16 protein-coding genes and 1 tRNA gene are annotated in these 16871 nt (G+C 42.3%); 7 read left to right on the top strand and 10 right to left on the bottom strand.

Annotated features, from left to right (window positions below; genetic code table 11):
* Positions 1 to 32 precede the first annotated feature (32 nt).
* Together AC2YIT_RS28925 and asnS are read right to left on the bottom strand one after the other, a co-directional pair.
* Positions 33 to 1169, bottom strand: a complete 1137-nt coding sequence (locus AC2YIT_RS28925; RefSeq protein WP_487281486.1) for a T9SS type A sorting domain-containing protein — start codon at positions 1167 to 1169, stop codon at positions 33 to 35.
* An 84-nt stretch (positions 1170 to 1253) separates the two neighbouring features.
* Complete coding sequence (gene asnS / locus AC2YIT_RS28920) at positions 1254 to 2690, bottom strand: asparagine--tRNA ligase (RefSeq protein WP_487281485.1); 1437 nt, start codon at positions 2688 to 2690, stop codon at positions 1254 to 1256.
* Between the two features lie 211 nt (positions 2691 to 2901).
* On the opposite strand from asnS, the gene AC2YIT_RS28915 reads away from it, so the two are divergent.
* The 5 genes from AC2YIT_RS28915 to AC2YIT_RS28895 all read left to right on the top strand — a co-directional run bounded on the left by AC2YIT_RS28915 (position 2902) and on the right by AC2YIT_RS28895 (position 7157).
* Positions 2902 to 3522: a hypothetical protein gene (locus tag AC2YIT_RS28915; protein ID WP_487281484.1), complete on the top strand. Its 621-nt coding sequence runs from the start codon at positions 2902 to 2904 to the stop codon at positions 3520 to 3522.
* A gap of 18 nt (positions 3523 to 3540) precedes the next feature.
* Positions 3541 to 4320: an enoyl-CoA hydratase/isomerase family protein gene (locus AC2YIT_RS28910; protein WP_430844110.1), complete on the top strand. Its 780-nt coding sequence runs from the start codon at positions 3541 to 3543 to the stop codon at positions 4318 to 4320.
* 90 nt (positions 4321 to 4410) lie between these two features.
* Positions 4411 to 4484, top strand: a tRNA-Arg gene (locus tag AC2YIT_RS28905).
* 938 nt (positions 4485 to 5422) lie between these two features.
* Complete coding sequence (locus tag AC2YIT_RS28900; RefSeq protein WP_487281483.1) at positions 5423 to 6433, top strand: DUF6414 family protein; 1011 nt, start codon at positions 5423 to 5425, stop codon at positions 6431 to 6433.
* A 145-nt stretch (positions 6434 to 6578) separates the two neighbouring features.
* Positions 6579 to 7157 (top strand): hypothetical protein, encoded by a 579-nt coding sequence (locus AC2YIT_RS28895; protein ID WP_487281482.1) that lies wholly within the window; start codon positions 6579 to 6581, stop codon positions 7155 to 7157.
* 694 nt (positions 7158 to 7851) lie between these two features.
* On the opposite strand, the gene AC2YIT_RS28890 is transcribed toward AC2YIT_RS28895, so the two are convergent.
* From AC2YIT_RS28890 to AC2YIT_RS28880, 3 genes are all read right to left on the bottom strand, one after another.
* Positions 7852 to 8808 carry a DUF3871 family protein gene (locus AC2YIT_RS28890; protein WP_487281481.1) on the bottom strand — a complete coding sequence of 319 codons (957 nt, stop codon included), beginning with the start codon at positions 8806 to 8808 and terminating at the stop codon, positions 7852 to 7854.
* Positions 8789 to 9619 (bottom strand): AAA family ATPase, encoded by an 831-nt coding sequence (locus AC2YIT_RS28885; RefSeq protein ID WP_487281480.1) that lies wholly within the window; start codon positions 9617 to 9619, stop codon positions 8789 to 8791. The genes AC2YIT_RS28890 and AC2YIT_RS28885 overlap by 20 nt, the downstream gene beginning before the upstream one ends.
* A gap of 590 nt (positions 9620 to 10209) precedes the next feature.
* The gene (locus tag AC2YIT_RS28880; RefSeq protein ID WP_487281479.1) at positions 10210 to 10449 is read right to left on the bottom strand and encodes a helix-turn-helix domain-containing protein; all 240 of its coding nucleotides are present in this window, start codon (positions 10447 to 10449) and stop codon (positions 10210 to 10212) included.
* 109 nt (positions 10450 to 10558) lie between these two features.
* Here AC2YIT_RS28880 and AC2YIT_RS28875 point away from each other — a divergent pair, with 109 nt between their 5' ends.
* Both AC2YIT_RS28875 and AC2YIT_RS28870 read left to right on the top strand, forming a co-directional pair.
* A complete protein-coding gene (locus AC2YIT_RS28875) occupies positions 10559 to 11068 on the top strand; it encodes a hypothetical protein (protein ID WP_487281478.1) in 510 nt (169 codons plus the stop codon).
* A 462-nt stretch (positions 11069 to 11530) separates the two neighbouring features.
* On the top strand, positions 11531 to 12064 hold the full coding sequence (locus AC2YIT_RS28870; protein WP_487281477.1) for a hypothetical protein: 534 nt from the start codon (positions 11531 to 11533) through the stop codon (positions 12062 to 12064).
* A gap of 405 nt (positions 12065 to 12469) precedes the next feature.
* On the opposite strand, the gene AC2YIT_RS28865 is transcribed toward AC2YIT_RS28870, so the two are convergent.
* The 5 genes from AC2YIT_RS28865 to AC2YIT_RS28845 form a co-directional block, all read right to left on the bottom strand.
* Positions 12470 to 13576 (bottom strand): hypothetical protein, encoded by a 1107-nt coding sequence (locus tag AC2YIT_RS28865; RefSeq protein WP_487281476.1) that lies wholly within the window; start codon positions 13574 to 13576, stop codon positions 12470 to 12472.
* 447 nt (positions 13577 to 14023) lie between these two features.
* Entirely contained in the window at positions 14024 to 14326 is a 303-nt protein-coding gene (locus AC2YIT_RS28860; protein ID WP_487281475.1) for a hypothetical protein, read from the bottom strand.
* Between the two features lie 3 nt (positions 14327 to 14329).
* Positions 14330 to 14629, bottom strand: coding sequence for a helix-turn-helix domain-containing protein (locus AC2YIT_RS28855; protein ID WP_487281474.1), 300 nt, complete (start codon positions 14627 to 14629; stop codon positions 14330 to 14332).
* Between the two features lie 79 nt (positions 14630 to 14708).
* A complete protein-coding gene (locus AC2YIT_RS28850) occupies positions 14709 to 15563 on the bottom strand; it encodes a hypothetical protein (RefSeq protein ID WP_487281473.1) in 855 nt (284 codons plus the stop codon).
* Complete coding sequence (locus AC2YIT_RS28845) at positions 15550 to 16800, bottom strand: phage integrase SAM-like domain-containing protein (protein WP_487281472.1); 1251 nt, start codon at positions 16798 to 16800, stop codon at positions 15550 to 15552. Before AC2YIT_RS28845 ends, AC2YIT_RS28850 begins: the two co-directional genes overlap by 14 nt.
* Positions 16801 to 16871 lie beyond the last annotated feature (71 nt).

The raw sequence follows: 16871 nt of genomic DNA, 5'->3' as shown, positions 1-16871 counted from the left end.
ACTTTACTCTTACAAATTAAGCGCAGAATGCCTTACGGAACCAACACTTTCAAATGTTCTTTTCGACCATTCTTTTGATATGTAACAAAATAAATGCCAGAATGGAGCGCACGTATAGGGATAATATGAATGTACCCGCGGGCGTCGTCTTCACGCCGGAACGGGACGGGCATTCCCCAGGATGTGTGCAGAGTCAGTACCGCGTCGCGGCTGTTGGGGGCTGTCAGGCTGATGATTTGGGACGTCGGGGGATTGGGCGCGATCCGAATCTCTGCCGATAGTTCCGGGTTTAAAACGGCAATCGGTTTGCAGGTGGTGAAACATCCGTCCTGATCTACCAGTTTTAGCCGGTAATAGCAGATCCCCGCCGGTGGATGGTTGTCGTAGAATGCGTAGGAAGTCCGTTCGGTAGTTTCCCCAGAAGCAGCTATTGTTCCAATCGCGGCGAAGTTTTTCATATCACCGCTTCGCTCGATCACGAATTCGCTGCTGTACTTTTCCCAGGCGGTTTCCCATTCCAATGCAGTCTGCCCCCCTTCCGAATGGCCTTTGAAATAAGTGATGTCAACCGGTAGGATAATGGCCAGCACATCTCCATTCACCGAGATTTCGTCAAACCATAACGTCCCGTAAATGTCGACCGAATTGTATGCGTAAATGCGGACAGTGAAAGTGTTATTCGACAGGTTATTGTAGCTCACCGGGATGTTGTAGGTATTGAATGTCCCGTTGTTGCTGATCACGAATGCATTCAGATCGGCTGCGAAGCCGTCCATACTCGTCCGGACTTTGATGCTGTTGGGGCCGTTGTTCGAACGGCGGAGGCGGAAACCGACGGAGGTAATGTTGTATTTAAATGAACTGGCTGTAAACGTGAACTCCATATACCGCGAGGTCGAAAAGCTCGCAGGCCATGGCCGGATGATGTAACCGACCACGACAGCACCGCCGCCTCCGCTGTAAACCGTGGGTAATGTAAATGTGTTGGCGCCGCCGGCCAGAAAGGCATCTGAAGGCGTGAAATTGGCGTGGTCCGAAACGCCGGCCTGGGTGTAATCCATCGTCCATTTGACATGGAATGGCTCCTGCGCATTCGCATTCAAAACAAAAAGCAGTACTGCGGCCAGGGCCACAATACTGCTCTCAAAGAATGGTATGTTCCTTTTCATGTGCGTGTTGTTTAAAGTAAAACTTACACTGACTGCTTTACTTTTTACGTAAAGCCATGAAAAAGGTAACAGCTTGTAGAATAATTAAAATTCTGCGCTCTTAGGGTAACGAGGGAACGGGATCACGTCGCGGATGTTACCCATACCGGTTACGAACTGCACGAGACGTTCGAAGCCTAAACCGAAGCCCGAATGCGGCGCGGTTCCGAATTTGCGGGTTTCGAGGTACCACCACAGGTTTTCGGGGTCGATACCGATCTCCTTCACGCGGCCGAGCAGCTTCCCGTAGTTTTCTTCGCGTTGGCTGCCGCCGATGATCTCACCGATGCCGGGGAACAATACGTCCATGGCACGCACGGTTTTACCATCCTCGTCGAGCTTCATGTAGAACGACTTGATCTCGCGCGGATAGTTGGTCAGGATTACCGGTTTTTTGAAATGTTTCTCCACCAGATAGCGCTCGTGCTCGCTCGACAAATCGATACCCCAGCCCACCGGGAACTGGAATTTGCCCTCCTTATGCGGCTTCGATTTCAGGAGAATGTCGATCGCTTCGGTATAGGTCAGTCGCTCGAACGGGTTATCCACCACAAATGCAAGTTTTTCCAGCAATGGCAGCGAGCGCTCGTTCTGCGGTTTGTTCTTTTCTTCTTCCGTCAGGCGGTTTTGGAGGAAATTCAAATCATCCTTGCAGTGGATCAATGCATAGGTAATTACTTTTTTGACGAAATCCTCCGCCAGGTCCATATTGTCTTTCAGCTCGAAAAATGCCATTTCCGGCTCGATCATCCAGAACTCCGCGAGGTGGCGGGTAGTGTTGGAGTTTTCCGCACGGAATGTTGGTCCGAAAGTATAGATTTTAGAAAGCGCCATCGCGCCCAGCTCGCCTTCCAGCTGGCCGGAAACGGTCAGGTTGGCCTCACGGCCGAAAAAGTCTTCTTTAAAATTGATCGTACCTTCTTCTGTACGTGGCAGATTATTCAGATCGAGGGTGGTCACGCGGAACATTTCGCCTGCACCTTCGGCATCAGAAGCCGTGATAACCGGTGTATGCAGGTAGAAAAAGCCCTTATCATTGAAATACTGGTGCACCGCGAACGCCAATGCGTGGCGGATGCGGAGGATTGCGCCGAAGGTGTTCGTACGCGGGCGCAGGTGGGCTATCTCGCGTAGGAATTCCAATGAATGCTTTTTAGGCTGCAACGGATACTCCTCAGGGTCGGCCGTTCCGTACACCTCGATGTCGGAGATTTTCACCTCCACCGTCTGTCCCGCACCTTGTGAGGCGATCAGCTGGCCGGTTACTTTAAGGCATGACCCGGTGGTTACTGTCAGTAGTAATTCGGCAGAAAACTGACCGGGTTCAGCCACTGCCTGGATATTATTGATGGTCGACCCGTCATTCAACGCGATGAAAATCGCGTTTTTGCTTTCTCTTTTTGTTCTTACCCAGCCCTTTACGACAACCGATTGGTTTTCAGGCGCAGTCTGTAAAATGTCTTTGATTTGCAACGGTCCCATTTTGTTCAATTCAATCTTTAAAATGTCAGCCCGGAAATGCCCGGTTTTTTACGAATGAGGCGCAAAATTACAAATTCGGTCCCGAAAACCTATTGTAGCGCTGTAACTTACTTTTCTGTGGAACCCAATGATTGTACAGTCTGGTTTTCAACGTAATTTTACCCGCATCAACCCGATTAAAGACCCAATTGCCTTGAATAACCGACTTGCCATGATATTATCGGTGGTTTTCCACCCGCTGATACTCACCACATATCTCTATGCATTACTGTTTTTCCTTGTGCCCGACATCGTAGGCGTGAGCGCATTCGAGTTGCCCGCGCGGGGAAGCCTGCTGCTTTTGCTTTGGCTGAATACCTTCATTGCGCCGGCGCTCATGATGTTCTATTTTAAAAAGATGGGCATGATTACCTCGTTCTACGTGGAAGATGCCGCCGAGCGCCGCATTCCTTACCTTGCCTGTGTGATCATTTACGGGTTAGCAACTTATCTGTTCGGCTGGCAACTGCAACCGATCGGCGAGATTGCCCCTCAGATTTCCGTCATTCTGGCGAGCGTGACGCTTTCGCTGATCGTGGTGGCTATGGTGAGCTATTTCTGGAAAATCAGTGCTCACGCTACCGGTATCGGGGGCGCTATTGGTATGCTGTCGGGACTCATGATTCGTTTCGATGAAAGCGCACTGCTGCTGCCGTTGCTGCTCACGATACTCATCGGCGGCTGGCTCATGAGTGCGCGCCTGCAACTGAATGCGCACACGCCCCTGCAAATCCTCGCGGGCGTATTTTGCGGCTTGCTAGTCAGTAGCGGCACCGTGTATTACTTCTTTTGATACAAAACACTTCACGGCATGTATCAAAACCTCATTTTCGACAACCGCGACGGTGTCGTGCGTATTACGCTCAACCGCCCAGACGTTTTCCACGCCCTGAGCCCGGCACTCATCGCCGAAATCATCAACGCCATCCAGACCGCCGCTGACGATGAATCCGTGCGAGTAGTGCTCCTGACCGCCACTGGCGAAAAGGCTTTCTGCTCCGGCGCCGACCTGAAAGAAGCGAATGCTTCCGGCAAGAGTGCGGGTGAAATTCTGAGGGACTATTACGAGCCGATGATCACCGCCATCCGCGACATCCCCAAGCCGGTGGTATGCCGGATGAACGGCCTGGCCGTAGGTGCCGGTTGCTCACTCGCACTTGCCTGCGACATGGTGATCGCGGCCGAAGACACCTATTTAAGCCTGGCATTCGTGCAAATAGGCCTGATGCCCGATGCCGGGGCTACATTTTTCCTGCCACGGCTGATCGGCCTGGCTCGCAGCTTTGATCTTGCTACAAACGCGCAGCGCATTTACGCCAGTCACGCGGTGGACATCGGCCTGATCAGCCGATGCGTGGAAAGAGAAGGGTTAGACGCCCTGGTCGAGAAGCAACTGCAATACTACCGCCATGCCCCGACCCGGGCCATTGGTGCGATGAAGCATGCGTTCAATCAGTCGATGCACTCCAACCTTCCTCAAATGCTGGAAAAGGAGCGTGAAAGTCAGGAAATGCTTTTTGGAACAAGCGATGTGCGGGAAGGTGTCTCGGCTTTTTTAGAAAAAAGGAAACCTGATTTTCAGGGTACTTAGGCTTGTTTGTGAAAATATTTTGCTAATTTTATCTATCAGGATTTGTTTCTGCAAAAACTATCCCCTACATTTGCAGTCCGATTCGGAAATGGTTTCGTAGCTCAATTGGATAGAGCATCTGACTACGGATCAGAAGGTTTGGGGTTCGAATCCCTACGAGACCACTTGATAATCAAGCACTTATGAGATAAAACTTGTGAGTGCTTTTTTGTTTGCTACACAAATTGAGACACATCTCATTGCACTGTGCTGTTACGGGCGCCATTTTCGAGGTCATGATGACTTTTGCGAACCTAATGACACTTGTTTTGATGAGCATTGTCAAGTCGCCAATTTGTTCTCTGAATCGATCGAGATCCAAAATTGTGGATATTAGATCTGTTTTGTTTGATCGCACCGCATCGACCAAAATTTAAATCTCACATCATGAGTTTCCTACTCCTTGTCCCGTAGAAGCATACATGATAACTTTCCTTGTAATCATCGCCACTTAATAAATCCTTTGGCAAGTCGTTTAGAAAATTGCTATTTTATCGAGGTTGTTAAGTGTGTTTGCTCGTACCTCTGACGATATGCGAAGAATCAATTGGTGGATTTACACAATTGCCATTGGGGCTATCCCTTTGTTTATAAGGTTGTTACTGTACTTGTTTGTCTCGAACTTAGATCCGTCGTATGTCCTTAATGAGCTAGACGTCGTTGCATTCGGACTGGTTTTATGCATTGGGAATCTCAAAGAGCTAGATGGGCAAGAGAACCTTACACAACATTATCGCACTAAGATGATCGGAGGCCAAATTGTGTTGATTATCTTGATGTCTGCCGTGTTAGTAGTTAGTTACCTCATTGATATAAAGGGTTTTGAGCAATTTAATAAGGGTAATATTAGAATTGCAACACTTTTCCTAGCATCTGCATGTTTTATTTGTAGCTTGGCTATTTACTATCATCCAGATTTTGACAACGATGCAAACTCTTGAAACAATCTCGAAGATATTATTGATAGTTTCAGTAACGGCCTCTCTTGTTGTTACAATATATAGTGTTCTGGTAGCTATTGAAAAGAGAAAAAAAAGTATTGAATCTTTTAAAAGAGACCGCAATGAACGACGAAAATGGATCGAATGACTCGATAAAGTCCTTTATCTATCTCGATACAGATAAGATGTATTCTATATCCTCACAGTTATTCTCTGGATTGACAGATCATGTCACAACCACATCTGGGCGTTTATCATCTGAACGAGAAGAACAACAAGGTGGATTTGCTACGGGCAGGAAAATGGTTGATATCATAGAGAAGACTGAAAATCATGCGGAAAGAAGGTATCTACATGACTATGCGTACACCTTGTTTGAAAGAGCCCTTTTTGACAAGGATAAAATTCTGGAGATCAACGGAGAAAATTTTCATGATGCCTTACCCAGGATAGGTGGCGCACGGTTTGTCAAAATAACAGGTCGAATAGTGTTCAATGATTCACAAATACTTGAGAATACATTGCGAGACTACAACCGAATCGGTTATGCTTTGGGGTATGTAGCAATTCCGGAGGAACTTCGTACATCAAAGCAAGAACTCCTTAGAAAAGCGAAGGATATTAAGGACCGAAATAAGAGAAATAATCATAAGGAATTGATATCGAACAAGTTGAATATAAATGAGATTATTTATGAGCGTGGCTTGCTTCGAGATGAAACATGGTTGGAGCAACTAGCGTTTGTATTGAACTTTGGATATTCGGGGAAGTTTGAAATTCAACTGCCTCTAACTAACGATAAAGATCACGTTCTCTTCTCTGCCATTCTGAATAGAACAATGCTAAAAGAAGATGAGCAAATACTCATAAAAAAATACTCCCGGGAAACCGAGCGCGAATTCGTTGTTTTCGGGATTCCCACCCAGGTAAGTGACAACACGCAACGAATTCAACTATATAAGAACTTTGAAGATGATGAAGTTGAAGTTGAACAGGATGAAGAAAAATCAATTCGGATGAAGGAGGCCGTAATGAATGTTGTCACACAACTTACCAACGTTGAAAATACCTTTGGTGGCAAATTACCGTATGAGTATCTAGTCGATCCAATTGCAGTATATATGGAACTATAGATATATACGGACAAGTGAGATCTTTTCTGTTTCAATAGATTGGATCACTGCCAATGCAATGGAGACCCAATTTATTGACCCATAAGTCAAACCTTGGCTCTTTAAAAACATTATCGAAACATTATTAATTGTACCTCCTCCGCTCATGAAAAAATATCTATTCCTTTTGGTCATTTCTATTCTTGCTTTCCTCCAGCTATCCTGTAGAAACTCTCGCTACATCACTGAGCAATATATAAAAAATAATATTGAGGAGCATAAACCTGGAAATTCTTCAAGCATTAGAACATACAGCATCTTCAAGGGAAATACAGCAAATGCTGGTAGGTATGTTGAATTGACTGGATATAAATTCAATTATAGAAAGGGGCTAGTAATTGGAGCTGATAGGTCTTACATCACAAAAAAGATCACAGGTAGAACAGCAATATATACTGAGACGGAAACTTATATCGACTATATTCATTTGAGTTTTGAACAAGCGAAGTCAATTCTTGAGAATTATAAGGTATTACAAGATTTAATTAAAAAAGAGAAACCAAGATCTAGCGAAGAAGTTTATCATGACTACACAGTGTCGAATGACTGCTTCATCAGTTTCCGAAAATCAGGGAACGGGGATGGGTCTGGAACTGAATACGTCAATTTGTGGGTTAAAGGTGAGAAATACAGGTTGAATACCAGGCAGTTTGTCGCCAAACTTAAAAAGTTTTCTGAATATTGATTAGCCCATATAACCAAAATGCAAGAAATGAATTCGGGATAGGATGTTTGAATAACCCACCAAGGTTGAACATATTTCACCCTACCCCGTTTCAACTCCCAAAATAACTAATTTTTGTAATTTACTCAATTAGTCATTTGTTTTTTTGTAGGAACCCAGCCAACCTATCTACCTCCTTATATGCAATAATTTGGTTGGGTGGGTAACCTGCAATCGCACTTGTAGTCCATTATATACTTGTGAAATTTCTCTCCGTACGAGAGATCAAAATCAACTAATCCATTAGCAAAGTTTTCCCAGTTTCTCGGAGGAATTCCACAAAATAAGTATTTCCGGGTTGAAAATCCGTATTTGTCAGTGGTGATCTCGGCCACAACGAATACACTGTTTTTGTATTGATACGCTTTTACTGATCTCAACCAAGAAGAATTGATCAACATGAGACTACTGACCTCTCCCTTGTAGTAACCGTTTTGAACAACAAAATCTAACAGTTCTGTACATCTGACATTTTGTGCATTTCCATTGAACATCGCTATGGACAACAGAATGACTAGAACGCTTGTTTTCATGTGAGGATTGTTTACGTGTAATGTGAGTTGAATTCGGCGATGCAACCCATAATCAGAAAATGTTAATGAATTAACAAATATTTGTTATTCTTCACAAGTCCTGATTATGAGGTTGTTGGATGTTACGAAAGAAACCAGCAATTTCCTGATTCTAAGGAATTTGCTAGTGTGAGGACGAATTCCGAAGCATTGCAGGAACGAGAAAGAAACCCATCAATATAGCTCGATTTGTTAGCTCCTGTAAATAGGTTGTATACCTTCCAAAGGTTAATAGAACCGTCTATTGACTTACAGAATGAGGTGTCATGATAGTAGTCCCTTGCAATCGTATTGATTTGAGAATCACCAAATAGCAGGGAAGGGATGCTCCTTTTCTCTTTAGGAGGGAGATACTGATACAGCTTTGATCTTCCGATCAATGTTGCAAACTGCGATTCCGTAATTTCATAATCAGGGAGTTCGCTTAGAACGGTTAGTTGTTTTTCGAAGCAGAATTTTACGAGTAGAGTGCTGACTTCCTCCATCAGCTGCTTTTGGTTTTTGACCCTTATATCGGACTGTAACCCATCAGTCCAGACACAGAGGTTACAGCAGACCTGATTTTTGAACCCCACAAATATTTTGAAGTGTTCGTCAGCTCCTTTCCGTCCAGACAGATTGTCAAGGGAATAGCTCTTAACTCCTCCAATTGTGAGATTCAGAACATTGCCATCCACTGTTTCTCGAATAGATGGTATTTCCACCAGAAACATCATGCGTTCATAATAAATCGTCTTTTCCCATTCCTCGAGTTGATCAGCTGGTTTGTACCTTGCGGATGGGACTCGTCCTTTGATGGGGTGTGACACACGAATACTTGCAGGAACAATAATTTCGTCTTTGTAAACACTTGACGCGGCATCTTCCACAATCTGAATAAAATCCCTATGAGAAATCAACGGTTCGTTGTCTCTGGCGAAAACGGGAATGATGTGATTCCTCTCTATTTCCTCGAAGGACATATTGATTGTGTTTGCTTCAATGAAGGATTTGGAAGAGGTTTTTTGGATGACAGGCTGATTAATTGTTAACGTGTCCATTGGGTGATAGAAGTTGGTATTTACGATGATTAAAATGTTGGCGCAATGACTCCTGATAAATCGGGTGTGATTCGAAAATTGCTTTTAATGAAGGTACATCCTGACATTCTCCGATCTGAGATATCAATATCTGTTCTTCTTGACTGTCGTAATCGCACCATGCTTTAATACGATGTCCCGTATCAATGGTGATCTGAAAGCTACTTTTTCCGGTAAAAAGCTCCGTTCTGTCCTTAATAGTGGTAGCTAGGTGATTCGCATCCAGTTGGAAAACAAGAGAAAATTCATAGTCTACATCATCGCGCTGGACGGGTTTCAATCCCACCTTTTCAGGAATATGCTTTCCATTTTTCTCCGTCAATACATATGCTTGTTTCGACCTGACCGTACAGATAATGTGGATGTCTGCTTGAATAATTGCACTTATGAACTGCTGGTGACGTGGTGTAAATTTCGACCAGTTGGTGTAGCTGTTTCCGGTTAAGGATGAATGCTCTTGAAGAATGGTCTGCCATTCCGATGAAATGGAGTCCAGAACAACCGCTTCCATTCCTGCTTCAATACAGGTTTGCAATGCTGTGATGAACCGTTCCGGAGTGAATGGCGCACATAATGGTAGAACGTTGAACGATCCCAGGTGAGCATACAGTTCTGAACTGCGGTTCTCGGTGTCAATCACTGCGATCCTCGACCAGTCACCCACCAGTCCGAAAGATAGAAGAAGTGCTGATTTCGTCTTACCACTTCCTGCCATCCCCTGAATTCCAATCTTGATTTTCAGGTGTTTGCGTTTTGCTTGATGTAATTGCATAGGTATTTCCAGTTGATTTGAATAAAAAAAGACAGAGCTTTCTTAGCTCTGCCCCATTAAAAAACTGTAAGTGAATATCTTACAATGAAGATGTATGTTGATCCGTCGGAATTAACGGTTGGAATTCGTATCGGTGACTTCTTGTGATTACTTCTCCCGTTTCCGGAACAGTGAATTCATACGGATCACAGTCCACCTTTGAGATGGAACCGGGAATCTGTTTACCAAGCATCGATTTACATATTTGCTCCGGGAAAGTTGAACTCATGAAGCACCGTTTCGCGGTGATGTAGTATCTACCGTTTTGTGAGAGGATGATTTCCGGTTCGTCACTGGTCAGTTCCAATGAGAAATAGTTGCTTCCACCGGTCGTAGAAGTCCTGTTGGCGTAAGATGTTACAGTAAGCATAATTTGAAATGTTTGATTTTGAAAACCCCTGTTTCCTCGGTAAGTAATATTATGTTCTACTTAAACCGGGGGAAACCAGGAGACATCAAACAGACGGGCTTCTTAGACAATCCAGACTGACAGTCTCACCGACATTTATGTGGGGGATGTAATTTAAACAGCTAGTTGGCGGGGGATATTGCTAAACTTCTCGGTATTGGAAGCTGAAAAGTTCTGATATGGAGACGTTTAGCGCTTTGGAGATAGCGTATGCAGAACTGATAGTGGTATTGACTTCACCGCGTTCGATGTTTCCGATTTGATTCTTTGATAGTCCTGCGAGGTCATATAGTTCCTCTTGGCTCAGATTCCTACTTTCTCTGAGCTTACGGACGTTTTCACCAAACGCTTTGAGGTACTTGTCATTTCGGATTTTAGTCACAGCTCAAAACTGAGCCGTTTAAGAAAAATTAACCACCCAATATATTGGGTATTATAAAGATTGTCGATATTAGTGACTGAATTCCTTACCGTCCCCTCGCATCAGAACAATGAATATCAGAAGTACCCTTTTTGTGTTCTTAGTTGTCGGTTGTACAGGAAAGAACAATCCCGGCTCACCAATTGACACTCTCACAGACCAGCAAAAGGAAGCTATTGTAGTCGAGAATGCGAGGTTGAGACTTCAAGTCGAAAGTCTTGAACATCAGATAGATTCATTGCGATTTGGTGTTTCTGCCCAAAGGAAACGTGAGCCTTTTCAATCCTTATCCGTCTCTGAACCTTTTGCTTTTATTTTGATGGAGGTAGAAGAAAATGGTCGGCTCGGACAAAGAGTTCAATACCATCAGGTGTCCGACGTCATCGAAGTTGGGGTATTAGATAACGACGGTAAATATCGGCTACTTGACCAATTCCAGTCCAGATATATGAGCTCATCCGAAGGGAGAGTGAATGAAGGAAACGTAAACTCCCGAGAGATTTTTACTTTTTCCTCTTACGAGGAAGCTAGTAAGGCACGTGAGAGATATTTAATTAGTAAGAAGGCAGCGATCGAATGAACAAGATTGTCTAGAATGTAGGAGATAATATTAGTACCGGAACGATTATGCTTGTAGTAGATCCTTTTTTTTAAATATGTGAAGCCTTCCTTAATATTATTTGAGAATATCTAATTTCTAATTAAATATTCTAATAAGTATTATTCCTGATATTCTACATGACAAAATTCTTAATTATTAAAAAACAAAGAGAGATTTTTCCCGTGAACGAAATGATTTCACGAAACGAAATGCTGGTATCGGGTTTTACTTCTTATAGAAGCAAATTACTTATTTATACAGAAACATTATAAAATACTCAGATTCAGCGAATGAGTACTATCCGAATTTATTTAATTAAAGTATATACGCATCTATTTAATTATGAGCTGGTTAGGTTGTAGCACTCGTCTTGGTGGAGTTGCATTTTGTTTAGGTTTCTTACTCTCGTCCTCCATCGCTCAGACGTCAAAACACGGAAATTTGACCCCTGATTTTCTGGGAGAACTCATGAATTTAGCAGCGATGAACAAGAGCACATTTGAGAAGTCACTGGCAAATGGATATCACAGGTTGGATACATGGGGAAATCCCGATCAAGTGGAAGAGCTTAAGGGCAGATTAGCGGAGTTTGACGAGAAATATATATTTGGGGATTTTTATGTGATGGGAGGAAGGCTCGGCGATTTAAAGGATGTAAATACCGATTTTCTTAAACGATTTGAATCAAACGATGTAATAACCCTTTGTAGATACTCTAGCAAAGACTACGTGCCATTTTCCATGATACAAGGTTTAAATGAAAAAGGATTTCACTTAGATATAAAATCGACTGAATCGCGAGCCCCTAGGCTATACCCAAACTCATTCTGGTATAAGAAAGGACACTACTATATACGAGTTACATTTCTACCATACCTCGTAAAAAAGAGCCATAGGGGGGGCTTTGAGAGTTCCTACTCGACCGTAATAAGTGAAAGTTGTGCGACATATTACAAAAACAAGACTATTGATTAGTCTTCTCGTTTCCCGAAAAATAATGTTGTTACCGGTAGTATGTATGGCTATGGACGAAACGAAGATATACAATGTGATAATTTCCGTATTGTCTGGAATTGGACTGGGTGCGTTTGTTATGGTAGCCTCACACGATACCACTTTCCCGCTAATATCCGCAGTTATTACAGGGGCAATAGTTTACAATTTTCTGAAGGAGAAAACTAACAATGGGTAGGAGTGATTTCATGTTACAGACCATCATTGATACCACTGCTCTCATGGTACAGTCCTAGTGAACAGGTTCTTGTTCAAAACGTTGTGATGATTCTCTAATTACTTTGGGGCGCGACTAAACAACATATACCCACCCAACCAACACGTTTCACATATAGGAAAAACATTGGTTGGGTAGGCTCCGTATCTTTAAAGATGGTCTACTAGCACTTCTGCCAACTCGTACATCGTTTTCTTTCCTGAATTTGCAGAGATCGTTAAAGTGGTGGGTCTGTTCTGTGTATCAACGATTTCCACCCCACTGTTAGAAATTTCAGAAAGACGTGTTTTAATTGTATTTTCCGACCCTTGGAAGTCTTTCTCAATCATATCGAAGAGTATTTTCCTTTCCCTCGCTTCTGAAAGATACTCCCCAAGTTTCGTTCTCAGACCGTCAGCAGATACCATTGGTTTACCTGCACTCCGAGTGTTTGAAAATTCACGTATTCTTAGTGATTTGGTCGTTTCACAAAATTGGAGGGGTATGCTCGGAATTGGTCCGGAATGGCGTGTTTTTAAAAATTTCAGAGTTAGGGAATCTGGATTCCTCACCCCATTGGTAGTAGTAAATCCTATTTTCAAGACGGTGGAAGCTTTGTTAATCGCTTCTGTGCCAACATGCCCCTTAGCCTTGTCTCCTCCCGGATTTTCATGTATCACCAAGAGGATTGTAGCATTGTACGTTTCTGTTAACATTCCAAAATAATCAAATAGCGCAAGGCTTTCTGACGGATCATTGAAATTTGCGACACAATCTGTTACAACATCCAGCACTACAAAAAGGGGACTCGTGATTTTTGTGCGTATTTCTTCTATGAAATTTTTTACCGCATTTTTCCTATTCCTTCGAGCAATGCTCTTTACGGACGTAAACCGAAAGTTTTTAGCTTCTTCCGTAATAGTGTAACCTGCGTTCATTTTGATGTTTTGGATAGCTTGGGGAAATTCTTCTGTACGATTCCTTTCTGTGTCGATGTAACACACAGTAATTTCCTCATCTTCCAATTTTTCGAACCCCAAAGAGAGTTCGAGATTGTTACCGTTGCGGATCATCATACTGCACATCAGTTCGGCAAATCTACTCTTATGAGAGCCAAAACTTCCTTGTATGACATTTACGGTTCCTCTCTTAATCACAGGTATTGTACCTAGCGAAATAAGTGCGGGAGGAAAGGTGATTTCGCTTGCTGCTAACATTGCTACTTGCTTCTCAATTTGTAGTAATTCTTGTAGGTTAGATTTATTGTCATTCTTCATCTTTCTATATTATATCATGTTGGTGAGTCCACCAGTGGCCATCTGGTGAACCTTCCAATTATTCTCTATCTATGCCGTACCGGTACCGGCGATTATCTGTATTGTTCCCCTCGACCTGTGATCACTCCCTCCTCTGAAATCTGTATGCATTTTCGATGTGTGCGATAATTGGCTAATAATCAGCCGTATATTAATAATGCGAGCTTCTTTATGAACCCTACTCCTGCTTGTGATACGAGTATTACGGAGTAATTTTTGATACGGCCAGAATTCAAGGTCGTTTGTCTAAATTCAATGATGAAGAACCCCTTAGCAACTAATACTGGATCGGGTCTATCATTTGCTATGATACCATATTGGGTTAAAAACCGGCGAAGTTTTACCGACGTGTTGACCATCGGATGCTCCATTTGAGAAACTATGTCATTTATTAGCATTGTACAATTTCTACTTTCTTTCATTCAATATTTTCTTTTCTAGGTTTAAGATAAATTCTATTCCTTCTGGTGTGACCTTTACTGCTGGTACCCATTCTTTCCCATACTTAATTAAACGTCCCTCGACGACTAAATATCCTTTTTCAAGATAGGTTTCAGCAGGCAGATCGCCTTCTAGCAGTTTATTATCTCGAAGGAACTTTCGGAATTTGATATTCCCTTGATTATCAGGATTGACCATCAATTTTGATACATACGTGGTGCTGTACCTTGCTTGTTTCGGAAAACCGAAAATGTTCTTTAATGAATACATAATCTACTTGGATAATTGATGAAATGTTTGTTTTTCCCCTTCTTTCACCCATTCCAATAGTCTGGATCGCAATAGCCACACTGATCCATTCCGCTTACAGAACGGAATGGAACGCTTTGAGATATACGTGTAGATGGTGGATTGAGAGAGGTGGAGGAATTCCGCAGCTTGTCGTACCGTTAGTACCTCTGGAACTACTGCCTGACTAACTGCGTAAATTTTTGCCGACAGTGACTCAATAATAGACTGGACCAATATTTCCAGCTCAGAATTTGTAATTGTTGTTGTTTTTTGGTTTTCCATATTAATTTTTATTTTCTGACCGAAATTTAGGCCTAGATATGGAGACTAAATGGAAACCAAAAAAAGTTACTACTGATAATCAGACAGTTATGTTCTTGAATTTTTCTATTAGTGTTTGTGTACTGGGTGAACTGGAAATTTCGTGATTCTTTAGCTGTGAAATTGTTGGCTTTACACTAGTTAGCGGATATTGTTGCCAAAGTAGATTCGCTTCTGCAAATCGTGCTAACTCGTTATCTTTTGTTGAACTTGAAATGATCCCGATTTGACGTAAAACTAAAAGTAGCTGTATTGATTCTACACGTGACAATAAGAGATTGATTTTTTTCTCCGGGTTATTGTCGATATAGTCTTGCAGTCTCCCTGGAAGAAAAACTAAACTAGTTCTCATCAAGCTATTAAGCTTCTCGTAAAACTCTTGTTGAATCCTTACAAAGCTAGATACTTGCCTTACGACACTTTCATATTCTAATTCGCTATCCCAAAACCCTTCCCATTCAGGGTCATTGTTTTTACTAAACCTCGTGTGTTTATGCAATACAAAATCCTTGTATTTTTTAAATAATACTAATTCCTGCTTCTCTAAATCATACTTCCAATTTGCTACTAATTGCAATCTTTCTCCAACAGAATAAGCAGTTGCGTCAATAAATCGAATGAAACTTTCTTGAAAATTTGCAAGCTCCGAATTCAAATATTTCTCATAAACTATTTGTGACGCATACTCATTGTAGATTCCAGAGACGAAAGTACTTTGACCAAGAAAGGTCGGCTCGACCTTATTATTTGATAAATAGTCTGAATCCATGTAATCGGTATCGAAGTTATCTCGGTAGGATATTGAAAAGGCATACGAAGATGTCGAAAGCAGTGATTGTATTTTTTCCCAATGAGAAACACATATAGAGAGATAATCAGTATCAGCTATTTCCATCTGCTTCAGATTTAAAATCTATAAGGAACTTAGAAAATTTCTTTTTTGCATCATCCTCGAAACTGTCCAGATAGCTTTGTGTAGTCTTGAAGTTACTATGTCCGAGGCTTTCGGAAATGTACTCCATCGGTGCACCACGACGCTTCAATACCGTGGAGAATGAGTGTCTTGCTGTATAAGACGTAATCGGTTTGCTTATACCCAGTGATTTCCCGATCCGCTTCATGTAGGTATTCACCAGCTTAGTGAAATATTGTATAAGCTCCCTCTCTCGTTGTGCTGTAATTCCCTCTGAGAGAATGGGAAATACATATGAGGAGGAAGAGTTAGATGTAGTACCCCATTTCGCGATGATAGCTTTTGCTTGTTCGGGGAGGTAAATGGTGATTGTCTTCTGGTTAGATTTTGTAGAGAGGATAGTTTTTGCGCGAATGACATGTAATGTATCACCGTCGATATCACTGTGTTGAATTTTGCATATATCTTTGATATTCAGTCCATTACATAGATATGAGAAAATCCAGAAATCCTTCGCTTTTTCCATGCTAGATCCTGGAACAGTTTCATATTCGAAAATCTGCTGGATTTCCTGTATTGTAAGCGCCTTCTTTATGTTCCGACCTGCTGGTATCTGAAATTTGGATTTTTTAAAGGGATAGTGTTCTTTACTGATAATTCCTACTTCAACTGCCTGATTATAAATCGTCCGTAGTGAACGCAGATATATTCCCACTGTGGTTGTTGATTTTCCCTCCGCGAGCATGTATTTCTCATAGCTATTCAGGAAATCAGGAGTTACTTCCGTGAATACCAATTTCGATTTGAATTTTTGGAGGGAGTTGAGGGTACAATCGTAGGATTGAGCGGTTGATACCCTGTTTTCGCTCTCCAATTTCCCGATGTATGCTGACAACATGCTGTAAACGTCGGTAGGATTTTCTTCTACCTTCTTTGCAAGGAACAATTTCTCGAAGTCAGGGAATGAAAATTCTGAAAGAGATTTGTATATGCGTTCTGCTTTTACCTCTATGGCTCTGCATTTCAGCCTAACCTCCTTCAATTTTTCCAGTTTTGTAGTTTCAAGCTTTGCATACTGTTCTTTCGTCAAATCCATCCCCACTCCGTAATACTTCCTCTTACGATTGAACGTAACCCTTAGTTTCAGTGGGTATGATCCGTCTGCTTTCTCTTTTCTGTCGTCCAGTACGACCTTGAATGTTGGCACTGCGATTCCCATATTTGATACACATTTTGATACACAATTCTTGTAAATGTAAGTAAAAATGTGGAAATATCCGGAAAGTTATC

The organism is Dyadobacter sp. SRI_021, from assembly GCF_057586235.1.
Note: the sequence above shows the minus strand (reverse complement) of the source record. Positions and strands in the feature narration are given on the sequence as shown.